This is a genomic window from Streptomyces sp. NBC_00873 (assembly GCF_045207415.1).
GTDB lineage: Bacteria > Actinomycetota > Actinomycetes > Streptomycetales > Streptomycetaceae > Streptomyces.
The window spans coordinates 3531098-3553618 of record NZ_CP108803.1 but is presented as its reverse complement, the minus strand read 5'-3'; the positions used below and the strand labels follow the sequence as shown (position 1 = coordinate 3553618).

Below are 22521 nucleotides of genomic sequence, written 5' to 3'. Positions count from 1 at the left end.
GGCCCTTCTCGTATCAGGGGTACTGCTGTCACTGCTCGGCGAGCACGGCCTCGGCTTCGAGGGTGACGCCGACCGCCTGGATCACCGAGGCGATCTTGACGGCTTCCTGAATGGTCTCACGGTCCACGCCGGCCTTGCGCAGCACCTGCTCGTGGGAGTCCAGGCACTGGCCGCAGCCGTTGATCGCGGAGACGGCGAGCGACCACAGTTCGAAGTCGACCTTCTCCACGCCCGGCTTGCCGATGACGTTCATCCGCAGACCCGCACGGAGCGTTCCGTACTCGGGGTCCGACAGCAGGTGCCGGGTCCGGTAGAAGACGTTGTTCATGGCCATGATGGCGGCCGCCGACTTCGCCGCGGTGTACGCCTCGGCGGAGAGGTTGGCCTTGGCCTCCGGCTCCAGCTCGCGCAGCACCTTCGGCGAGCGCGAGGCGATCGCACAGGCGAGGACGGTGCCCCACAGCTGCTGCTGCGGGAGTTCGCTGTTCCCGATGACCGAACCGAGGTTCAGCTTCAGGTCCTTGGCGAAGTCCGGAACAGCCGCCTTCAGTTCGTCGAGTGCCATGTCGGTGTCAGCTCACTCGCCCGAGAGGAGCGCGACCGGGTCCAGGGTGTTCTCGCCCTTGGTCCAGTTGCACGGGCACAGCTCGTCGGTCTGCAGGGCGTCGAGGACCCGGAGGACCTCCTTGGGGTTACGGCCCACGGAACCGGCGGTCACCATCGTGAACTGGATCTCGTTGTTCTGGTCGACGATGAAGACGGCGCGCTGCGCGAAGCCGTCCTCGCCCTCGATGCCGAGGTCACGCATGAGCTCGTGCTTCGAGTCGGCCATCATCGGGAAAGGCAGGTCGGTCAGGTCCGGGTGGTCCTTGCGCCAGGCGTGGTGCACGAACTCGGAGTCACCGGAGAAGCCGAGGATCTGGGCGTCACGGTCGGCGAACTCGTCGTTCAGCTTGCCGAAGGCGGCGATCTCGGTGGGGCACACGAAGGTGAAGTCCTTCGGCCACGCGAAGACCACTTTCCAACCCTCATACGACTTGTGGGTGATGGTCTCGAACTCCTTGCCCTTCTCCAGGGAGACGCAAGCAGTCAGTTCGAACTCGGGGAACTTGTCACCGACAGTGAGCATGGTTCTGGGTACTCCTGTGTTGCAGTGGGTTGGACCAGAGCACCGTCCCACATACACCATTGATCACGGAAATCGGTAGCATCGACGAGATTGATAGAGGCGGACGATCAGTAATAAGCGTGGGATACTCGTTCCAGCGGCCCACTCTGAGACCCCTCCCCAGGATGAACAGAGTGGGCCGCATTTTTTCGGCCTCGCCCTGGACTGGGCCGGGCGGGGTCGAATTGTGTTCATTGCAGTTACTGGGGCCCTATTGTCCGGTTAGACCCCGCTTCAAGATCACCCTTTTGGCCGTGTTTGAGTTGCTTGAAAGTGAACCAATCGCGCCGCCCCAGGAGAACCGTGTCGGTCCTCAAATCCGCACCTACCAGTGCGGTAATCGCGTATGCGCCCCTCGTGGCGGCTGTGCCCATCGCGATAGCTGGCGGAGCTAACGAGAGGAAGACCGGCGCGTCGAACGTCTACGCGTCGAGCGCAGCACCCACCGCAGGCGGAAAGACGACTCAAGGCATTCCCGTCCCCGCGTCTGGACTGACGAAGAGAGTCGACGAAGGCAGCCTTCGTCGCCCAGGACGGCACCCTGGTCGTTCACGCCGTCATGGACCCTGCCAAGACCAGCAAGGGTCAGGGAGGCATCCTCGGTGGTCAGGTTGTCTCGTTCGAGGAGGACGAGCACGACGAGGAGCCGGACGGCATCGAGATGCTGCTGACCGTCGAGGACCCGAGCAAGGCCACCAAGACGGACCCGGCCCAGGTGGAAGTCACCGCGGTTGACCCCGAGACCGACGAGACCGTCACGACGACTGCGGACGTCACCAAGCCTCACAAGGCTGAGGACGTCACGGAGAAGGCCATCGACGAGACGGTCACTGCGGCGGCAGCCGAAGCTGAACCTGAGACGTTGGAGTCCTAGGGCGTGTATCGAAAGTGCCTGGTGAGGATGGCAGAGAGCCCATTTGTGATCCAGAATGATCGGATGGTCACGCTTGAGACTCCCCGTTTGATCCTGCGTCGCTGGCGCGAGGAAGACGTTGCGCCCATGGCTGCCGTCAATGCCGACCCCGAGGTCATGCGGTGGATCCGTGACGGCAGCGTCCGTGACGAACAGCAGACTCGCGGCGGGGTCCGGGCATGGGAGAGCGAGTGGGAGTCACAGGGCTTCGGCCTGTTTGTTTTCGGCGGGATGTATGTATGAGAGCCAGTGGGACGGCGGTTTCGGGAGCCATGTTCGTCCATCCGTGAAGAGGATGGATCAGAGCACGGGTTCGTGATCGGCGGCGGGAATGGGAGCCACCCCTATTGGGTGACTTCTCTCGGCGCGGGTGCCGGGACGGGAGTGTCTGTGGCGGGGATGTGGGGGCAGGCCGGTAGTTTGTGGGTCCCGGGCCCTGCTAGGGCCTGTTCCGGGTTGAGATCTAGATTTTCGGATTTCTGCCCCGTGTCACCTTCCCTGCTGGTAGAAGGCAGGTGTGACGCGGTCTGAAGTGACGGATGACGAGTGGGCGTTGATCGAGCCGTTCCTGCCGATAGGCGAGTTCGGCCCGTACCCGAAGCGACTGCGGGCGCAGTTCGAAGGGGTGGTGTGGCGGTTCCGCACCGGCAGCCCATGGCGGGACATGCCCGACGACCACGGCGCCTGGACGACGGTCTACCACCGGTTCCTGCAGTGGCGTGACCTGGGCGTCTTTGAAGCCCTGATGGACGGCGTGATCGCCGAGGCCGCCGCGCGCGGACAGGTCGACCTCAGCCTGGTCAGCGTGGACTCCACCGTTGCCCGGGCCCACCACGACGCCGCCGGCATGGTCGTGGACGCCGAGGTCCTCACCGCGCTGGAGAAGGCGGCCGAGGAGGAAAAGGGGGCACGCGCAAGGGAGGAAAAGGGCAGACGGGGGCGGGCGCCGAACCTGTCAGCCCGGAACGTGAAGAGCGTCGGCGAGTGCGCCGACGGCGACGGGCCCGGCTGAAAGCGGCCCTGCTGGGACGCTCGCGCGGCGGCCTGACCGGAAAGGTTCACCTTTCCGCCGACCGGCGCTGCCGCCCGCTGTCCTTCGTCCTCACCCCGGGACAGTCCGCCGACAGCCCCCAGTTCACCGCCGTCCTGGCCGGCATCAAGGTCCGCGGCCCGGTCGGCCGCCCCCGCACCCGCCCGGACGCCGTCGCTGGCGACAAGGCATATTCTTCCCGCGCCAACCGTGCCCACCTGCGCAAACGCAACATCAAGGCCGTCATCCCGGAGAAGAAGGACCAGGCCGCGAACCGCAAGAAGAAGGGCCGCCGGGGCGGACGACCCATCAGCCACGACGCCGTTCTTTACAAGGAGCGCAACAGCGTGGAGCGTTGTATCAACAAGATCAAGGACTGGCGCGGCCTCGCCACCCGCTTCGACAAGACCTCCGCCAGCTACCTCGCAGGGCTCCACCTACGCGGCTCCCTCATCTGGATCCGCAGCCTCCGCCCCACCGAGTGATCTCAACCCGGAACAGGCCCTAGTACTGCAACCGCATTTGGGGGTTGTGGCCTCGACGTTTGTAGTGGGAGCGGCGGGCTCGGGCCTGGCTGCGTCGTCGAAAGCGTGACCAGTGCAGATGGTGCTCGTTGGTCTGGTGACGGGGCTTGACGAGGTGGCCCATCAACCGGCGGATCTCCGGGACGCTGAGGGGTATGAGGTCTTGCTCGTCGTCTGCGGTGCCCCTTTTGCGGCTTCTGCGGCGCGGACGGCAGCCAGGTAGGCGAGTGCGGCCATGGCCAGGGTGATGTGCCGGTACCACGCCCGGTAGAGCCTGACCTGGTAGTGGTCCAGGCCGCACTCGCCCTTCGCGGTCTGGAAGCACTCCTCCACTGCCCACCTCGCGGCGGCCACCCTGACCAGGTCTTTCAGCCGGGAGATGGCCGGTCCGTAGCAGACGTAGTAAGCGATCTCGGTGGGGTCGCTGACACTGCGGCGGGCCAGGACCCAGTGCCCGAATCCCTCTTCCCAGCAGGGGCGGATTGCGACGCGGGCCCAGTCGTAGATCCGTTCCCCGTGCGCGCCCTGCCCGCCCGACAGACGCTTCCAGCGTTGCCGTGGCAGCGCGGCGATGAGGTCGTCGACGCGCGACTCGGCCCAACTGGTGGTGATCACGGTGTCGTTGACCTTCGTGGCCAGGACATGCGCGATCTTGCGTTCCTCCAGCCAGGCCCGCGTGTGCTTGACCTGCCCGTACGCCTCGTCCGCGGTCACCCAGGAGAACGGAACGCCGGCGTCGATGGCACGTTGCAGCATCTGCCGGAAATGCTCGTTCTTGGTCGCGAAGGGCACCTCGTCGTCGATCCCGGCAGCGCGGCAGCGATCCCGGTCATCGGTCCAGGAAGACGGCAGGTAGAGCTCCCGGTCGATCAGGGCTCGCCCCTTCGCCGAGGCGTAGGCCAGGAAGGTCCCGATCTGGCAGTTCTCGGTCCGGCCCGGGACTTGCAATTGAATAACTGTCAGATTTGATCTGAAGCATCGTCATCGTCAGGGTGCCGGTGGGAGGCTGTGGCATGGCTACGCATCCGCAACCCCGTACAGCGGCCGAAGCCCTGCAGACAAAGTTCGACCAGATCCTGCCGCACCTTGATGAGCGCCGTCGTCGGCTCTATCTGGCCAGCGAGGCCACCGCGATCGGCCACGGCGGCATCGCTCTGGTGGCGACGGCCTCCGGTACCAGCACCGCCACCATCGCACGCGGCATCGTCGAACTGGCCGGGCAGCCTGCACCGACCCGTCGGATCCGGGTTCCGGGAGGCGGCCGCAAGCCTTTGACGGCCACCGATTCCGGTCTACTGCCGGCACTCGAGGCGTTGATCGAGCCGCACACTCGCGGCGATCCCGTCTCCCCGCTGCGCTGGACCACGCTGTCGCTGCGCGCCTTGGCATCGTCCTTGACCGACCAGGGCCACCCGGTCAGCGCCACGACTGTCGGGCACCTGCTGCACAACCTGGGCTACAGCCTGCAGGGCACCGCGAAGACCCACGAGGGCGTCGGCCATCCGGACCGCGACGCCCAGTTCGCCCACCTGAACCGCACCGCCGCCGCCTTCCTCAACGACAACCAGCCGGTGATCAGTATCGACACCAAGGCCAAAGAGTGGCTCGGCGACCGCGACCGGCCCGGCCGCACCTGGCGACCGGGCGGAAACCCGATCAAAGTGGACTGCCACACCTTCATCACAAGCGACCAGCCGGTAGTCATCCCCTTCGGGATCTACGACATCGCCCACAACAGCGGCTGGGTCAACGTCGGAACCGACCATGACACCTCCGAGTTCGCGGTGGAGTCCATCCGCCGCTGGTGGCAGCACCGCGGACAAGCTGACCACCCGGACGCCACCCGGCTGCTGATCACCGCCGACTCCGGCGGCTCCAACGATCCCCGCCGCTGGACATGGAAGAAGCACCTGCACGCCTTCGCGCAGGAGAGTGGGCTCGAGATCACGGTCTGCCACTTCCCACCTGGCACATCAAAGTGGAACAAGATAGAACACCGAATGTTCTGCCACATCACCGCGAACTGGCGAGGACGGCCGCTGACCAGCTACGAGGTCGCCCTCGAGACCATCGCCGCAACGACCACCACGACCGGGCTTTCGATCGGGGCCGAACTCGACACCGGTAGCTACCACCTTGGCACGACCGTCACGCCAGCCGAGTTCCACGCTCTGCCGATCACACCGAGCACGTTCCACGGCGACTGGAACTACACCCTCGCACCTGCCCCGCCCAAGCCTCCCGAGGCGCCACGGACTCGTCGCCGGATCGACCCGGCCCTGACCGAACTGCTCACCGACCCGGCCCTGACGGGAATGGCCCGCTCCGACTTCGACCACTTGGTGGCGGTCTCGGAGCCGTACTGGGACGCCTTGGCCGAGGCAGCATTCCAACGACGCTTTCACCGTCCGCGCAGCTATCTCCACCCGCAGACCAGCAGCCTGGACCACTACCACCGTCTGCTGACAGCGTTGTTACGCCGCCGCAGAGCATCGACGAGTACGCTCCTGGCCCACTTGCTGGGCGTCACCCGCACCAACCTGTCCAATCAGTTCCAGGACGGGCACCGTCTCCTGGACCTGCACAAAATCACCGTCAAGCCATTGCCCGGAGCGCCCGCCCGCACCCTGGAGCAACTGAAGGCCCGTGGGACGCCTATCGAAAGACACCCCACAGATCAAATCTGACAGTTATTCAATTACAAGCCCCCGCGGTGCCCGAGTACTGCCGCTGGACACCGGCGGACTTGGTGCCCTTCTTCAAAAAGCCGGTGTCGTCGCAGATCAGGACGCCGTCCGCACTGCCGATGGTCTCCACGACGAAGTCGCGGATGTCGTCGCGGACGGCGTTCTCGTCCCAGTCGGAGTGGTTGAGCAGGCGCTGGACCGAGTCCGGGCGCAGCTGCCCGACCTGCTCCGACAGCGTCCACCCGTTCTTCATCTCCAGCGGCGCGAGCAACCCGGTCAGATAGTCAAGCGCCCGCTCACGCGGCTCCGACCTGCCGAAACGGTGGGCGAACCGGGCATGGAGCCCGGCTACCCCCTCGGACCACGACTCGACCTGTTCAATCGTCAGCACATCAGCACACAGTCACACCAACGAGACACAACGCCGTCCGTCACGCCAGATGCGGTTGCAGTACTAGTCCGTGTCCCTGACAGGCGCGGTCTGGAAGGGCCTGGCCTCGTTCTTGCGGTGAGGATTGTCAAGGCCTGTGGTTCAGGGTTTCGTGCTGTTGGCCGGGCCGCCGGGCGGAAGGTCCTCTATGGCCGTTGCGAGGGCAGCGGTTGAAGCTCGGGCCAACGGATGAGCATGCTTTCGCGCATGGCCGTGGTGAGCCTTCCGAGATCCTTCAGCTCGCTGCTTCCAGCGGTCATCTGGCTGACGATCCGGAGACGGTGTACCAGCCGCTGGCGGGCGGTCGCGGTGCCCCACTTCCAGTCGCGGTTCGGAATTTGGCCCAGGTGGTCGACGGTCCCGCGCTGGGCTCGCTGGACCAAGGCGTCGCCCCGTAGCAGCCAGCCAGCACACGCGTCCCTGAGATCGCCTTGGACCTCGGTGCCGATCGCGTTGCGCCATGCCGTGCGGTAGGCGGTCTCTGCCGCGTCCAGCACGTCGGGGGCGGGAGCGGTGGCACACCAGCAGGTCGGGAAGCCGACGCGCAGGTAGGCAAGTTCCACGAGCCCGTTGCCCAACGCGGCTTGTTCGAAGTCGATGAACCTCACGCCGGTGCTGGTGTGCATGTCGTTGCCGGGACACGGATCGCCGTGCAGCAGGGCATGGCCCTCCGCCCGGGCCAGGCGGTTCACCAGGCCGTCCACCTCGGTTCGAGCGCCGGCCGGCACCACCACGCCGAGTGTCCGGGCGAGCCTGAGAAAAGAGTCGACATCATCCTGGGTCGGGCCTGACCAGGTCGGAAGACTGCCCGCGGCGTCAGCGCTGGTGGCGGCGTGGAGCCGGGCCAGCGCCGTCGCGTAGTCCACCATCCAGTCCTCGCGCGGCTCCTGATGGTCCAAGTGCTCCAGGACCAGCACCCGCTCGTCTGGATCGGTGCCCAGGAGCATCGGCACCACGGGCGGGCCGACCCTGGACGCGAGCTGCAGGGCAGCCACCTCACGGGCATACCTCTCGGCTGCTTCCGGACCGTCGATGAGCTGCTTGACCACCACGGGTGTGCCCGACAGCTCGGCTCGCCATACGCGTGATCGCGGGCTGCTGCCCAACCTGCGGGCTCGCCGGGGCGAACCCAGCTCAGCCCTGAGCTTCTCCCCTAACGGCAGTCGTGACCACACGGCCTCATCTTTCCATGCGTTCACCGCAATTGCTGGCGAAGCGAGTGGGAAGACCCACCCCCCTCCCGTCTGGGAGGGGGGTTTTCTGGTGTTCACTGCTCGTCTTCGGTGGTCCAGACGACCTCGATCAGCGACGGGTCGAACTTCTTCCCACGCCCCGCGGGGTGGACCATCACGGCGCGGACCGACTCACGGAGCCGAGTCTTCTTCTGCGAGACCGTGTAGTCCTTCCACTCCTCCAGGAGGGAGGGGGAGGCGTTCTGCCTGCGGACCTTCGCGGCGACCAGTTGGCGGCGCTGCCGGTTCAGCTCATCGCGCTCGCCCTCAAGCTCCTCGATCATGTCGAGTGCCCTGCTCATGCTGATGCGCTTCGCCCTGCGGCGTTCGTTGACCTCTTCGATCTCCTGGTCGATCTCGGCGAGCCGGATATCGTGCTTGGTCTCGTCGACATCCTCTTCCTTGACGACCATGCCGAGGCTCCGGCGGACCTCCAGGAGGAAGGCTTCCTCGACCAGGTCTTCCATCGGGGGGCCGACTCGGGTGACGCCACCGCACCCGCCGAGCGTGGTGAGGCAGGCGTACCGATAGCCGTACCTCTCGTAGGAAGTGGTCCCCTTCGAGTACTGGTTGGACATCAGAGGGAAGCTGCACTTTCCGCACCGGGCGATTCCGGAAAGCAGGTACTTGGCCGAGGTGGTGTGTACCGCCCGGCCTTCCTTCCTGGCCTTCTTCCGCTCCTCGATTGTGGCGACGCAGGCTTGCCACTCTTCGGGGGAAACGATGGCTTCCCAGTCGCCCATTACCGGCTTGCCGTCCTTGTAGACGACGTAGTCAGGCATCCACGGCCTCTTGGCGCCACGTCGCTCGGACTGGGGCAGATAAGTCCTGTAACCACAGACGCGAGGGTTTACGAGTCGGGCCTCAACAGCGCTGTGCTGGAGTGCCTGCGTCCCGGTGTTCTTCTTGTTTCTCGTGGGCTCGTACCCGATGTCAATCCACTGCTTGCGGACTTCGCCGACCGTCAGGCCGCCGGGAACCGCGAGGATTGCCTTCCGAAGATCTTCGGCCTCGGTCTCATGGAGGGTCTTGCGATCATCGCCCCATCCAAAAGGCCGCGGGGCTCCGTGCATGTGTCCGCGTTCGGCCAGGCCCTTGTTCTTTCGGGCGACTCGGCGCTTGGTGTTGTACACCTCCATGCCGCCCATGGTGGCCTGGATGGTGAGCATGGACCGGCCCTCTTGAGTGGACAGATCCGTACCACCCATAACAGCCCGACCCACGTATTTGGGATTGAGCTGGAACAGCCGGTTTATTCGGGCCGCATCGTATTCCTGCCGGACCAAACGGTCGGCGTGGTAGAAGAGGATGCCCCGGATCGTGCCGTTCTCAAGGTCGACCAGCATCTCTTCAAAGTCCTTGCGGACGATGTGAGGGTTGCTCGCCGGGGTGTTGTTGTCGTTGTAACGACGAGTGATGGTGACGCCCAGCTCGGCCGCCACCTCGTCCATGTCTTTGAACTGCTCGGCGACCTGCTCGCCGATCTCGCGCCAGTCGGCAGCGTTCGCCTTCAGCGCCTTGTCCTCGGATACGCGCGCATACGCGCCCACAGGATGCATGTCAGACCCCTCCCCAGAAGTTGACTTGAGGAGGACGTTAGCACTGGGCAGGGCGTTTTTCCCTGCATAGCGGGACATTGTACCCGATGAGTGTCATCCAGTTGTCTTCGGCACGCGAAGACGATCTTCCACTGGCCCTCGTAGGTCTTGTGGTTGATCTGCTCGAACTCCTTGCCGCTCTCCAGCGAAACACAAGCAGTCAGGTCGAACTCGGGGAACTTGTCACCGACGGTGAGCGCGCGCTCTCCTTGCAGCGTAGGAATTCCCTTTTGCGGGAGTTCCTGAGGGTTGGACGCTTGTCCACCATGACACAGAGGGCATTGATCGCGGAAATAGCTATACTTGGTCGTGATGATCGGAGGTGCCTATCAGTGGCGCGGAGTAACCAGGGCAATCGTCCCAAACAGCCCAGCCTGTCGCAGCTGCGCGCCTTCGTGGCCGTGGCCGAACATCTGCACTTCAGGGATGCGGCGGCAGCAATCGGGATGAGTCAGCCCGCGCTCTCCGGAGCCGTGTCCGCGCTGGAGGAGGCGCTCGGTGTCCAGCTCATCGAGCGTACGACGCGCAAGGTACTGCTCTCGCCCGCCGGGGAACGGCTCGCGGTGCGGGCCCGGGTGGTGCTGGAGGCCGTGGGTGAGCTGATGGAGGAGGCCGAGGCGGTCCGGGCGCCGTTCACCGGAGTGCTCAGACTCGGTGTGATCCCGACCGTCGCCCCGTATCTGCTGCCGGCCGTGCTGCGGCTGGTCCACGACCGCTACCCGGAGCTCGACCTCCAGGTGCACGAGGAACAGACCTCGTCGCTGCTGGAGGGGCTGGCCGCCGGACGGCTGGACCTGCTGCTGCTCGCCGTACCTCTCGGGGTGCCACAGATGACCGAACTCCCGCTTTTCGACGAGGACTTCGTGCTGGTCATGGAGCGCGGCCACTGGCTGGGCGGGCGCGCCGACATTCCGCGCGAGGCGCTGCGCGAACTGCCGTTGCTGCTGCTCGACGAGGGGCACTGCCTGCGCGACCAGGCCCTCGACATCTGCCGGGAGGCGGGCCGTACGGAGGGGGCGCCGGTCACCACGACCGCGGCCGGGCTCTCCACGCTGGTGCAGTTGGTCGCGGGCGGACTCGGGGTGACACTGCTGCCGCGTACCGCCGTGACCGTCGAGACCGCCCGCAACGACGCGCTGACCACCGGGTACTTCGCGGAGCCCGCGCCGTCGCGGCGGGTGGCGCTGGGCATGCGGACAGGGGCGGCCCGACAGGGCGAGTTCGAGGAGTTCGCGGCGGCGCTGCGGGAGGCGATGAAGGCGCTGCCGGTACGGGTGACGACGGGCGCGTAGAGCTGGAGGAAGGGGTGCGGTCCCCCGGGGGACCGCACCCCTTGCGGCTGCCGCGCCATCACTCCGTGCGCAGGCCGTCCGGCCGCATCAGGCGCCACAGCGATGGCAGCGAGACCAGAGTCACCAGCAGGATCAGTGCCGCTCCCGCGCCGGTCATCGGGAGGAACAACCACCAGTCGGTCACCTTCTTGGCGACCATCCAGATCATCACCGCACCCAGGCCGAGACCGCCCGCGACGGCCACCACCATGCCGATGACCACGGGTACGGCGGTCTGCCAGAGCACCGACCAGCCGAGCGTGCTCCGCTGGGTGCCGAAGGCGACGAGGACCGAGAGCAGCCGCTTGCGCTCGCGCAGCTGCTCCAGCTGCGAGACCAGCATCGCGGCTGCGATCAGCAGCAGGGTCGCGGTCGCCCCGACCTGGAGACCGGTCTGCACGCTGGCGTACTGCCGGTCGCGGGCCACCGACTTGACGGTCACGACCCTCATCCCGGGGTCGAGCCGGGCCGCCGTGTTCCGTACGTACTCGGCGACGTCCCTGACGCTCCCGTCGACCCGGATCTGCGCCTTGGTCTGCGCGTGCGGCAGGGCGCTCGGGTCGATCGCGCCGGCCGTCGCCATGATGCCCCAGTGCTCCTCGCCCATCGGATCGCGGCGGGAGGAAACGGTCGGAGTGTCGGCGGGCAGGGTCCACAGCTTCGACTTCTTGCCGGGTATCGATCCCACCGCGTAGTTGAGTTCGACCGCCTTGCCCTTGCGGGCGGTCTTGTCCATCCACTTGGCCATGTCCTTGGCCGCGGGGTGGACGACGAACGCGTCGCCCTCCTTGCACGAGCCGATCCGGGCGATCTCGCGCAGAGTCGCACAGTCGCCGACGGTCAGCGAGGTGGTGGGCTGGACTTCGTCGTCCTGATACGTGCCCGGCTTGACGGCGAAGGACTCGACCGTGCCGATGACCGCCGTCACGCCCTTGGTGGCCCGGAATTCCTTGATGGTCCGGGTGGCCGCTTCACCGGTGACGTTCTCGGAGAACGTGTAGAACTGGGCGCGCGTCGGGTCCTGCCCAGTCACCCGGTTGAACTCGTCGCCCACCGCGGCGAACAGCATCTGCAGTGCCACCGCACCCGCGACCGCGACCGCGATGCCGCTGACCGCGCGGGAGGCCGCCCCGCTGCTCAGCTGGAGCCTGCGGGTGGCCAGCTGCCAGGGGACCGGTCCGCCGCGCAGCCGCTTCACGCATGCCTCGACCAGCCAGGGCAGCAGCAGCGCGAGCCCTACCAGGACCAGTACGGCGCCGCCCGCGATCGGATACGGATTCACCGGGGAGAACTCGTCGACCTTGCCGGTCAGCCCGAGCACCGCCAGTCCCGCGACGGGTATCAGCAGCCGCCACCAGAGCCGGCGCTTGCGATTGCGGCCGTTGCGTACGACGCCGAGCGGTTCGATCACCACCGAACGCAGGGCGGCCAGCGTGACGAGCACCGCCGCCACCGGAACCGCGACGGCGATCAGCGCCGTCAGCCAGGGCTCGGGCACCAGGTCCGACGGGAACGCGCTGACGTCCCACACCTCGACGCTGCCCACGAACTCACGCCCCACCAGGAAGAGCGCCAGGCCGACGAGGAGACCGAGCACCGAACCGAAGAACGCCTCACCGGCGGCGATCCGGCGGGTCGTCCGGATGTCCGCACCCACCAGGCGCAGTGCGGCGAGCCGGCGGTCGCGGCGGTCGCCGCCGAAGCGGACGGCCGTCGCGATGAAGATCGCGACCGGCACCAGCAGCACCACGCAGATCATGATGATCAGCACGATGAGAATGGGCGGCATCTCATTGCCCGGGCCCGGGTCGCCGTAACCGGCGATCCGGTGGCCGCCGTTGGCGGGGGTCAGAGTGTCGCTGCCCACGTAGAAGAGCAGCTCTCCCGGGGCCACCAGGCCCGCCTCGCCGATCGTGCCGGTGCTCCGGTACGGCAGCCGCTCCTTGAGGAGGCTGCCCTCCGAGGAACCCAGCAGGTCCTTCAGCGCGGGGGAGACCACCATCTCGTCCGTGCCGGGGAAGCGCGCGACGCCCGGCGGGACGACCGGGTGGGCGCCGTCCGCACGCATCAGGAAGCCGTCGATGGTGCGGCCGCGGTACTCCGTCTCTGCGCTGATCCGGAGCACCGAGGTGTCCGACTTCTTGGCCAGGGCGTCCGGCGACTCGGAGATTTTGGCCTCGGTGCGGGCCTGCTCACGCGCGGAGCGGTGGTCGATCAGATGCGGTACGGAGGAGGCGGCCAGCAGCAGCGCCACACCGAGGCCGACGCCGACGGCGGTGAGCAGGGTGCGGGTCCAGCCCTCGCGCCCCCCTGAGCAGGCGAACCGTATGCCGAGACCGAGATCGCGAAGCAGTGCGGCGAACCGGGAGGGCTCGGGGGGCCGGGGCTGCTCGGTGACCGGGTCCGTCGTGCGGTCGAGCAGGGTCATACCGCGTGATCCAGATCGAGGGCCCGGCCGTCGCGCACGGTGACGTCACGGTCGGAGTAGGCGGCGACGCGGGCCTCGTGCGTCACCAGGACCACGGCGACGTCGGCGGACCGGGCGGCCTCGGTGAGCAGCTCCATGACCCGCTCGCCGTTGAGGGAGTCCAGGGCGCCGGTCGGCTCGTCCGCGAAGATCACCTTGGGGGAGGAGGCGAGGGCGCGGGCGACGGCCACACGCTGACCCTGACCACCGGAGACCTCGGCTGGGCGCTTGGCGCGGAGGTCGTCGACCTCCAGGCGCTCCATCCATGTCAGGGCGGTGCGTTCGGCGTCCTTTCGCCGGGCGCCGCTGAGCCGGAGCGGCAGGGCGACGTTCTCCACACAGGTCAGCTCCGGGACGAGCTGGCCGAACTGGAAGACGAAGCCGAACTCGGTGCGGCGCAGGGCGCTGCGTTCGGCGTCGGACATCGTGGAGAGCTCGCGGCCCGCGTAGGTGATCGTGCCGCGGTCGGGGGTGACGATCCCGGCGAGGCAGTGCAGCAGGGTTGACTTGCCGGAGCCGGAGGGACCCATCACGGCGACGACCTCGCCGGGGTGGATGGAGAACGAGGCGCCGTCGAGTGCCGGCGTCGAACCGTACGACTTGTGCAGATCGTGGGCGGTCAGCAGGGAACCGGCGGGGGTCACGGGTTCACCACCTTCGCGAGCTGGCCGAGTCGCGCGGCGGTCAGTTCCAGCCAGCGGAGGTCGGCTTCGAGGTGGAACAGCGCGTGGTCGCAGATCAGCTGGTCGGCCAGGTCGCCCTTGCGCTTGCGGTCGGTGAGGACGCGCATCAGGCGCAGGTGCTCGGAGCGCTGGGCGTCCAGCAGATCGGCGGCGCTGCGGCCGGTGAGCAGGGCCAGGACGACCTTGGTGTAGAGCGTCGACTGGAGATACGGCTCCGGCTTCTCGGGCTGGGCGAGCCAGGCCGAGACATCGGTGATCCCGGCCTCGGTGATGGCGTACCGCTTGCGCTCGGGGCCGCCGCCGCTCTCGATGCCGTCGACCTCGACGAGGCCGTTCTTGAGGAGCCGGGACATGGTCGAGTAGACCTGGCCGTAGTGCAGGGGGCGGTCGTGGCCGAACTTCTCGTCGAACGTGCGTTTGAGGTCGTAGCCGTGGCGGGGGCCGGACTCCAGGAGTCCCAGCAGGGTGTGGCCGATAGACATGTCCAGCACTGTACACGGCGTGTATACCTAGGGTGTATACGTGATCCCGGGCCGGCTCGGGGGGCCTTCCCGTACCCCTTTCCGGAACCGCGCGGGCTGACGGCCCCCTGGGGGAGGCCGTAAGGGCTGTCCCGTCACCCCCGGGGGGTGCGGCCGAGGGCTACTCGTCCCCGTCGGGGGCCGGTGGTCGTGGGGGGCGGCCGCGGCGCGGCAGGGGGCCGGCGGCGCGCGGTAGGCGGCCCGCCTCCGCCAGCGCCCTGCGCAGCAGGAACTCGATCTGTGCATTCGCGCTGCGCAACTCGTCCGACGCCCACCGCGCCACCGCGTCATGCACCGCCGGATCCAGCCGCACCAGTACCTGCTTGCGGGCGGGTGGTCTGTCTCCTGTCACTGGTACAGGGTGCCCGTATTGAGCACCGGCTGCGCCGCCCGGTCTCCGCACAGCACGACCATCAGATTGCTGACCATCGCCGCCTTGCGTTCGGAGTCCAGCTCCACGATTTCCTGCTCGGCGAGCCGGGTGAGCGCCACGCCGAGGACGGTCAGGAGGAGACCGAGGCCGCCGGGAATGGAGTGCGCCGTGGTCTCCCGGACCCGGGGTTCCGGCATCTCGGGGAGCGGATCGGTCTGCTGAATCGTGTGGTCAGTCATGAAATTGCCCTGTGTGTCCGGTCGGACGAGTACCAGCAATCTGATATCAGATTAGTTGTCCTGGCAACCTTGCGCACCTCTCGTGAGTCGGTTCCCTAAGGAACAGGTGCTGATTGTCACGTCCGCAAAGGACCGGATCTCTTGCTTTTTGTCCCCACCGACAGTGTTAGCTGGCTGGGCCGAGGGGGATCCGGGCGAGCAGAGAAACAGGGAGCAACACAGCGATGGGTCGAGCGGATGCGCGACGAGCCCAGCAGCGCGGGGCGCGGCGGGCTACGAAGAGCGGCGGCATACGCAGACTCTTCACGTGGAAGAAACTGCTGGGCGCGTTCTTCGGGTTCTGCCTGCTCGGCATGGGCGCGTTCCTCGTGCTCTACATGATCGTGGACATACCCGAGGGCAACGCCCAGGCCAAGCTCCAGAGCAACGTCTACAAGTACCCCGACGGCACCGTGCTGGCCCGCACCGGCAAGGTCAACCGGGAGATCGTGGGGCTGTCCGAGGTCCCCAAGGACGTGCAGCGGACCTTCGTCGCCGCCGAGAACAAGTCCTTCTACACGGACAAGGGCGTCGACTTCAAGGGCACCGCGCGCGGTCTGATCAACACGATCTCCGGCAAGGGCAAGCAGGGTGGCTCGACCATCACCCAGCAGTACGTCAAGAACTACTACCTGGACCAGGACCAGACTGTCACCCGCAAGCTCAAGGAGCTGGTGATCTCCCTCAAGGTCGACCAGAAGAAGAGCAAGAACGACATCCTCGCCGGGTACATCAACACCAGCTACTACGGTCGCGGCGCCTACGGCATCCAGGCCGCCGCGCAGGCGTACTACGGCAAGGACGCCCGGGACCTGGACGTCTCCGAGGGCGCCTACCTCGCGGCGCTGCTCCAGGCGCCGAGCCAGTACGACTGGGCCGTCGCCACGCCCACCGGCAAGCGACTGGTCAAGGAACGCTGGAACTACGTACTGAACAACATGGTCGGGGAGCACTGGCTGGACGCCGGCAAGCGCCAGGGGCTGGCCTTCCCGGTGCCGCACGCCCCCAAGCCCCCGGACGGTCTCACCGGCCAGAAGGGCTACATCGTCAACGCGGCGCGGGCCGTGGTGCAGAAGCAGGAGCACCTCACCGACGAGCAGTTCGACGCGGGCGGCTGGACCATCACGGTCAACATCGACAAGAAGAAGCAGCAGCAGCTGGAGCAGTCGGTCAACGCCAGGCTGACCAGCAAGCTCGACACGAAGGGCCGCAGCGTCGACAAGGACGTGCAGGCCGGCGCGGTCTCGGTGGATCCGAAGACCGGCGCGGTCGTCGCCCTGTACGGCGGCGCCGGGCTGACCGAGCACTGGACGAACAACGCCACCCGGCGCGACTACCAGCCCGCGTCCACCTTCAAGCCGATCATTCTCGCCGCGGCGCTCGACCAGGGGGCCCAGACGCAGGACGGGCAGCCGATCACCGCCAACACCCGGTACGACGGCAACAGCCGGCGCCCGGTCCAGGGCAGTGACATCGCCTTCGCGCCGCCCAACGAGGACAACGCGAACTATGGCCCGGTCACCGTCCAGACGGCGATGAACAAGTCCATCAACTCCGTCTTCGCGCAGATGGGCGTGGACGTCCACATGGACAAGGTGATGCAGACCGCGGGCAAGCTCGGCATGAACGTCGACGGCCTGCCGGTCGTGCCCGCGCAGACCCTCGGCTCGATGGGCGCGAGCCCCATGGAGATGGCCGGGATCTACGCGACGCTCGACAACCACGGCAAGAAGGTCACCCCGTCGATCGTGAAGTCCGCCTCCCGGCAGGGCGGCGCCCCGATCGCGCTGCCCGACCCGATCGGCGAGCAGGTGATCAGCCGCCAGGCCGCGGACTCGGTGACCTCGGTGCTGACCGGCGTGGTCGACGACGGCACGGCCCGGGTCTCGGTGCGCGACGCCCCGGGCCGCGGCGGCCAGCAGGTGGCCGGCAAGACGGGTACCTCGGACAACAACAAGTCGGCCTGGTTCACCGGCTACACCCCGGAGCTCGTCACCTCGGTCGGTCTCTTCGGTGAGGCCGCCGAGTCCCACAAGGGGGCCGACGGCAAGCAGATCCAGAAGGGTTCGCAGGTCACCCTGAAGGGCGCCGCGGGCGGCGGCCGCGTCAACGGCGGTGGCTTCCCGGCCGAGATCTGGGCGGACTACACGTTCCAGGTGATGGGCGGGACCAGCACCTTCGACCTCGACACGAACATGGGTGCGGCCGTGGCGCCGCCGCCGACCTCTACCTCGCCGAGCCCGAGCGGGCAGCCGTCGGAATCGGCCAGCCCGTCGGGCGAGCCGTCCAGCCAGGCACCGTCCTCCGAGCCGCCGACGGACAGTGCGCCCCCGTCGACGTCGTCCGACCCGACGCCCTCGGGCGACATGTCGAGCGGGCCGCCGACCGTCCCGAACCCGACGGACAGCGCCGAAGTCCCGCTGAAACCGGCGGACGGCAGGCAGAACGGCCACTCGCAGGGCTGACGCGGCTCACGCACAGCTCACCCGGCTGATACGGCTCACGCACAGCTCACCCGGCTGATACGGCGAAGGGTGCCACGGATACGCTCCGTGGCACCCTTCGCCGTGTGTCCGGCGTGCGCGGTCAGCCGCTGTTGACCTCCTTGGCGACCCGGTCGCCGAGGTCCTTGTCCACGTTGCGCCAGTACTGCAGCGAGCGTTCCAGGACCGGGCGGCTCACACCGTCCAGCAGCTGGCCGGAAATGTTCGACACGAGCCGCTCGCGCGCCGCGTCGTCGAGCACCTTGCGGACCATGGTGCCCGCCTGGCCCCAGTCGTCGTCCTCGCGGTGCAGCTTGTACGCCTCGTGGACCATCTCGCCCGCCGTGGCCCAGCCCGCCGGGTCGCCGAAGCGCTCGGTGTCCGCGGCCGGTCCGCCGTACGAGTTCGGTGCGTAGACCGCTCCCGTGCGCGCCGGCTCGTACCGCATCGGGCCGTCCTTCGCGTACGAGTTCCGGCCGAAGCGCGGCCGGTTCGGAGGCAGCTGCGCGTAGTTCGGGCCGATCCGGTACCGGTGGGTGTCGGGGTACGAGAAGAGCCGGCCGAGCAGCATCTTGTCGGGCGACGGACCGATGCCGGGCACCAGGTTCGACGGCTCGAAGGCCGCCTGCTCGATGTGGACGAAGAAGTCCTCGGGGTTCTCGTTCAGCGTCATCCGGCCGACCTCGATCAGCGGGTAGTCGCCGTGCGGCCACACCTTGGTCAGGTCGAACGGGTTGAACCGGTAGTCCGGCGCGTCGTCGAACGGCATCACCTGGACGTACAGCGTCCAGCTCGGGTGATCGCCGCGCTTGATCGACTCGAACAGGTCGCGGCGGTGGACGTCGCCGTCGATACCGGCCACCTCGTCGGCATCGGCCTGGGTGTAGAAGTCGATGCCCTGGTCGGTCTTGAAGTGGTACTTGATCCAGAACCGCTCGCCACCCGCGTTCACCCACATATAGGCGTGCGAACTGTAACCGTTCATGTTGCGGTACGTCTTCGGGATGCCCCGGTCGCCCATCAGCCACGTCACCATGTGCGCGGACTCGGGGGAGAGGGTCCAGAAGTCCCACTGCATGTCGTGGTCGCGCATCCCGCTCTCCGGGCGGCGCTTCTGCGAGCGGATGAAGTCCTGGAACTTCATCGGGTCCCGGACGAAGAAGATCGGCGTGTTGTTGCCGACCATGTCGTAGTTGCCGTGCTCGGTGTAGAACTTCAGCGCGAAGCCCCGTGGGTCGCGCCAGGTGTCGGGGGAGCCCTGTTCGCCGGCGACCGTGGAGAATCGGGCGAGCATGGCGGTCTGCTTGCCCGGTTGGAAGAGGTCCGCCTTGGTGAACTGGCTGACGTCGTTGGTCACGACGAAGGTGCCGTAGGCGCCGGCGCCCTTGGCGTGCACCACCCGTTCGGGGACCCGTTCACGGTTGAACTGGGCCATCTTCTCGATGAGGTAGTGGTCCTGGAGCAGGATCGGCCCGTCGGATCCGACGGTGAGCGAATGTTCGTCGCTCTCCACCGGGACCCCGGCGTTGTTCGTGGTGTAAGGAGTGTTCTTGGTTTCCTCGGACACGAGCGTCCTCCCGTCGGTGCGGGGTGTCGGTCAAATCGTCCAGGCGGCGCCCGGTCACGACTGAAGTCAACTCCGACGACGGGAGGATGGCAACATGTGGAGATCGCCCCTATTTGTCCAAATTTGGCGAGGCGCTGTTACTGGCTGCGGGTCGGCATCTCGAACCAGACGACCTTGCCGGTCGACAGCCGGGTCGCCCCCCACCGCCTGGCCAGCCGGTTCACCAGGAACAGTCCGCGGCCGCCCTCGTCCATGTCGCGTGCCCGGCGCTGCCGGGGCAGCTGCGGGGCGTCGTCACCGACCTCGCAGCGCAGGATGTCGGTCCGCAGCAGCCGCAGCGTGACCGGCCGCTCCGCATACCGCACGGCATTGGTGACCACCTCGCTGACCAGCAGCTCCACCGAGTCCGAGAGCTCGTCCAGCCCCCACCGGCTGAGCGCCCTGCGGGCCAGCCGCCGGGCCCGTCCGGGGGCGGAGTCCTCCGGTTCCAGGAACCAGTACGCGACATCGCTCGGCGCGATCCCGTCGAAGCGGGCGGCGAGCAGCGCGATGTCGTCGTCCCGGTCGCCGGGGCCGAGAATGTCGAGCACGTCGTCGCAGAGCGCCTCCAGCGGCGGCGAATGGTCCGGTCCGGTGAGCCGGGCGGTGGCGGCGAGCCGCTCGCGCAGCTGCTCGATCCCGGTCCAGACGTCCCGCAGCCGGGACTCCACCAGACCGTCGGTGTACAGCAGCAGCGTGGCGCCCGAGGGCGCGTCCAGCTCGACCGCCTCGAAGTCGACCCCGCCGACGCCGATCGGGGCACCGGGCGGCACCCGGAGCACCTCGGCGCGGCCGCCGAGGTGAAGCAGGACGGGCGGCGGGTGCCCGGCGTTGGCGATGGTGATCCGGTGCGCGACCGGGTCGTAGACCGCGTACAGGCAGGTCGCCATGCGGTCGCTGCCGAGCCGCTGCGCCTGCTCGTCGAGGTGGTGCAGTACCTCCTGCGGCGGCAGGTCGAGCCCGGCGAGGGTCTGCGCGGTGGTACGCAACTGCCCCATGATCGCCGCGGAGGTCATGGAGTGGCCCATGACGTCGCCGACGACCAGGGCGACCCGGCTGCCGGGCAGCGGGATCGCGTCGTACCAGTCGCCGCCGACCCGGGCGGTCTCGGCGGCCGGGAGGTAGCGGGAGGCGAGCCGGACACCGGTGGGCTGCGGCAGCGAGTCGGGCAGCATGGTGCGCTGCAGCTCGTCGGCGATGTACGCCTCGCGCCCGTACAGCACGGCCTTGTCGATGCCGAGCGCGGTGTGCGTCGCCAGCTGCGCGGCGACCAGCAGATCGTTGGCCTCGAAGGGGGGCCGCTCGGTCCCGCGCAGGAAGACGGCAGCACCGATCACCCTCCGGCGGCCGCGCAGCGGGGCGAGGATCGCCCGGTGGCCGGAGGGTACGGTGCGCCCGGTGCCGAGCAGCTCGGGCAGGGCGACGCGGGCCGTCGCGGAGTCACCGAAGACGGGCCGTACGCCGCGCAGCACCTCGGCGAGCGCGCCGCCCGCCCGGACCTCGCAGAGCTCGGCCGCGGGCATCAGATCGGCGTGCGGGTCGAGGGCGGGCAGCCGCAGCCGCTCGCTCTCCGCGGAGGGGGAAACATCGGACTCGTCGTCGGTTAAACGCAGCCGGTCGGACCGGCGCAGCCGCAGCACGAACGGGGTGACGGGGCGCTCGTCGCCGACCGGGAGCGGGTCGCGGAGGTAGACGAGTATGGCGTCGGAGAACGTCGGCACGCTGGCCCTGCACAGCCCGAGGACGATCTCGTCCAGGTCTATGCCGCGGGCGATCCGGCGGGTCGCGGCGCCCACGAAGCGCAGCCGGTCGCCCTCGCGGCGGGCCACCGCCTGCGGGTCCGGCCCGGCTGCGGCGGCGCTCGGCGCGGTCGCCGGGTTCGGTGCGCCGGCGGGGCCGGGAACCGCCGTGGGATTCGAGCCGGAGCCGGGCGCCGGGGCCGGCCCCGGGATCGCTGCGGCGGCAGGCGCGGCCTGCGGCGCGGCATCCTGCTGTCGCGGCCGGGCGCGTTCCTGCGACCGGGCGGCGAGAGGCTGCCGGCCTTCGTGGGAGGTGGGGTGCTCCGTCACGCGTGGGGTTCCGTCCGTCCGGGCCGGTTGTATGAGGCAATCACCTTGTGGGGCGCCACTGTGCCCCGGCAAGAGCGGCGATGACAACGGCTGCCACCGCATGCCCCGCCCGGCGGGGCCGAAACCGTATGCCTGCGAGGTGTGCAGGTGGCAACGTTTCCGGCGCGTGGGCGGCGGACAGCGTGCACGTTTCCACCCCCTCGTCGTGGTCCATGCGGTTCTCGCGACTCATGCAACTGATGCGGCTCATGAAGATCGTGCAACTCGTGCGATGACTTGCGGTCAGGTCCTGTGCCGCGCCCGCCGGTTGAAGCGGAGCAGCCCTCCGGAGGACGATCCTACGTTTGCCCCCCTGGGGTGCATCAAGGGTCTCACGACGGCATATGCGAGGGCGTACGGTCCCAGTCATCCGGCAGCGCGGGTACCCGCCACCGCGGATCGGGCCGCCAGTTCTCCCAGCCGTCCCGGAACGGCGCCCCCCACGCGTCGATCACGCGGACGGCCGCGTGGCCCGCCTCCCGTACCCGCCGCGCGGTGTCCCGGTCCATCAGCCCGACCCGCTGCGCCTGTGTGAACTCGTCCTCGTCCAGCCAGCGCCAGCTGCGGTCGGGGTTGACGGCGATGTCCAGGAAGTGATCCTCGGAGTCGATGCCGCCCGCCCAGCGGGTGTGCGGTTCCTCCAGGTTCACGTACCAGTTGCGAAAGTTCCAGCCGCGGTCCCAGAACAGCCAGACCGACCAGGGTTCGCCGGGTCGGGCGAGCTTGAGCACGCCCGTGCCGAACCAGGTCGAACGGGCGGTGGTACGGGGCGCGGTGTACCGGGTGACGAGCGGCTCGGCGTGCACATCGGTGCCGTCGACGAGGACCGGCTTCATGCATTCGGTGCCGGGTGCCATCCACACGGCGAGCAACTCGGCGGTGTCCTGGACCACGGTGACGGGGCGGCAGATGTGGACCGGGCTGTGGGCGCGGCCGGGCGACCGCGGACCGTTGCCGCGGTAGCGCCACAGAATCTGATCACCCGGCGCCCAGTACGTGGTCTCTCCGGGCTCGACTTCTCCGGGCGCGATGTCTCCGGTACCTGTCATGGGCAGATCTTAGGGACGCGCCCGCCCGGCCGCTGCGATC

15 protein-coding genes and 5 pseudogenes are annotated in these 22521 nt (G+C 68.1%); 6 read left to right on the top strand and 14 right to left on the bottom strand.

Annotation, left to right across the window (positions count from 1 at the left end):
- Positions 1 to 28 precede the first annotated feature (28 nt).
- Together OH809_RS15915 and OH809_RS15910 are read right to left on the bottom strand one after the other, a co-directional pair.
- Entirely contained in the window at positions 29 to 565 is a 537-nt protein-coding gene (locus OH809_RS15915) for an alkyl hydroperoxide reductase (protein WP_266982030.1), read from the bottom strand.
- A gap of 12 nt (positions 566 to 577) precedes the next feature.
- Positions 578 to 1129: a peroxiredoxin gene (locus OH809_RS15910; RefSeq protein ID WP_406421772.1), complete on the bottom strand. Its 552-nt coding sequence runs from the start codon at positions 1127 to 1129 to the stop codon at positions 578 to 580.
- A gap of 598 nt (positions 1130 to 1727) precedes the next feature.
- Here OH809_RS15910 and OH809_RS15905 point away from each other — a divergent pair.
- The 3 genes and pseudogenes from OH809_RS15905 to OH809_RS15895 all read left to right on the top strand — a co-directional run bounded on the left by OH809_RS15905 (position 1728) and on the right by OH809_RS15895 (position 3596).
- A complete protein-coding gene (locus OH809_RS15905) occupies positions 1728 to 2042 on the top strand; it encodes a hypothetical protein (RefSeq protein WP_406421773.1) in 315 nt (104 codons plus the stop codon).
- A gap of 27 nt (positions 2043 to 2069) precedes the next feature.
- Complete coding sequence (locus tag OH809_RS15900; RefSeq protein WP_406515259.1) at positions 2070 to 2324, top strand: GNAT family N-acetyltransferase; 255 nt, start codon at positions 2070 to 2072, stop codon at positions 2322 to 2324.
- Between the two features lie 274 nt (positions 2325 to 2598).
- Positions 2599 to 3596, top strand: a pseudogene (locus OH809_RS15895) (IS5 family transposase).
- Between the two features lie 162 nt (positions 3597 to 3758).
- Here the strand turns inward: OH809_RS15895 and OH809_RS15890 are convergent.
- Positions 3759 to 4571: pseudogene (locus OH809_RS15890) on the bottom strand (IS701 family transposase); the annotation flags it as partial.
- A gap of 77 nt (positions 4572 to 4648) precedes the next feature.
- Here OH809_RS15890 and OH809_RS15885 point away from each other — a divergent pair.
- Positions 4649 to 6342: pseudogene (locus tag OH809_RS15885) on the top strand (ISAzo13 family transposase); the annotation flags it as partial.
- Here OH809_RS15885 and OH809_RS15880 read toward each other — a convergent pair.
- The 3 genes and pseudogenes from OH809_RS15880 to OH809_RS15870 form a co-directional block, all read right to left on the bottom strand.
- Positions 6342 to 6704 (bottom strand): annotated as a pseudogene (locus OH809_RS15880) (transposase); the annotation flags it as partial. The pseudogenes OH809_RS15885 and OH809_RS15880 overlap by 1 nt on opposite strands.
- A gap of 194 nt (positions 6705 to 6898) precedes the next feature.
- The gene (locus tag OH809_RS15875) at positions 6899 to 7927 is read right to left on the bottom strand and encodes a phosphotransferase (protein WP_406421775.1); all 1029 of its coding nucleotides are present in this window, start codon (positions 7925 to 7927) and stop codon (positions 6899 to 6901) included.
- 92 nt (positions 7928 to 8019) lie between these two features.
- A complete protein-coding gene (locus tag OH809_RS15870) occupies positions 8020 to 9543 on the bottom strand; it encodes a recombinase family protein (RefSeq protein ID WP_406421776.1) in 1524 nt (507 codons plus the stop codon).
- A 371-nt stretch (positions 9544 to 9914) separates the two neighbouring features.
- Between OH809_RS15870 and OH809_RS15865 the strand changes: the two genes are divergently transcribed.
- On the top strand, positions 9915 to 10874 hold the full coding sequence (locus OH809_RS15865; protein WP_406421777.1) for a hydrogen peroxide-inducible genes activator: 960 nt from the start codon (positions 9915 to 9917) through the stop codon (positions 10872 to 10874).
- 58 nt (positions 10875 to 10932) lie between these two features.
- Here the strand turns inward: OH809_RS15865 and OH809_RS15860 are convergent, their stop codons facing one another.
- The 5 genes and pseudogenes from OH809_RS15860 to OH809_RS15840 form a co-directional block, all read right to left on the bottom strand.
- Positions 10933 to 13341 carry an FtsX-like permease family protein gene (locus OH809_RS15860; RefSeq protein WP_406421778.1) on the bottom strand — a complete coding sequence of 803 codons (2409 nt, stop codon included), beginning with the start codon at positions 13339 to 13341 and terminating at the stop codon, positions 10933 to 10935.
- Positions 13338 to 14024: an ABC transporter ATP-binding protein gene (locus OH809_RS15855; protein ID WP_406421779.1), complete on the bottom strand. Its 687-nt coding sequence runs from the start codon at positions 14022 to 14024 to the stop codon at positions 13338 to 13340. The genes OH809_RS15860 and OH809_RS15855 overlap by 4 nt, the downstream gene beginning before the upstream one ends.
- Positions 14021 to 14545: a PadR family transcriptional regulator gene (locus OH809_RS15850; RefSeq protein ID WP_406421780.1), complete on the bottom strand. Its 525-nt coding sequence runs from the start codon at positions 14543 to 14545 to the stop codon at positions 14021 to 14023. The genes OH809_RS15855 and OH809_RS15850 overlap by 4 nt, the downstream gene beginning before the upstream one ends.
- Positions 14546 to 14705: 160 nt before the next feature.
- Positions 14706 to 14936 (bottom strand): hypothetical protein, encoded by a 231-nt coding sequence (locus OH809_RS15845; protein ID WP_406421781.1) that lies wholly within the window; start codon positions 14934 to 14936, stop codon positions 14706 to 14708.
- Positions 14933 to 15073: pseudogene (locus OH809_RS15840) on the bottom strand (SPFH domain-containing protein); the annotation flags it as partial. The gene OH809_RS15845 and the pseudogene OH809_RS15840, both read right to left, overlap by 4 nt.
- A gap of 347 nt (positions 15074 to 15420) precedes the next feature.
- Between OH809_RS15840 and OH809_RS15835 the strand changes: the two are divergent.
- Positions 15421 to 17700, top strand: a complete 2280-nt coding sequence (locus tag OH809_RS15835; RefSeq protein ID WP_406421782.1) for a transglycosylase domain-containing protein — start codon at positions 15421 to 15423, stop codon at positions 17698 to 17700.
- Between the two features lie 121 nt (positions 17701 to 17821).
- Here OH809_RS15835 and OH809_RS15830 read toward each other — a convergent pair whose 3' ends face one another.
- The 3 genes from OH809_RS15830 to OH809_RS15820 form a co-directional block, all read right to left on the bottom strand.
- Positions 17822 to 19285 (bottom strand): catalase, encoded by a 1464-nt coding sequence (locus OH809_RS15830; RefSeq protein WP_406421783.1) that lies wholly within the window; start codon positions 19283 to 19285, stop codon positions 17822 to 17824.
- A 137-nt stretch (positions 19286 to 19422) separates the two neighbouring features.
- Positions 19423 to 21393, bottom strand: a complete 1971-nt coding sequence (locus tag OH809_RS15825) for a SpoIIE family protein phosphatase (protein ID WP_406421784.1) — start codon at positions 21391 to 21393, stop codon at positions 19423 to 19425.
- A 371-nt stretch (positions 21394 to 21764) separates the two neighbouring features.
- Entirely contained in the window at positions 21765 to 22481 is a 717-nt protein-coding gene (locus OH809_RS15820; protein WP_406421785.1) for a DUF402 domain-containing protein, read from the bottom strand.
- Positions 22482 to 22521: the final 40 nt, after the last annotated feature.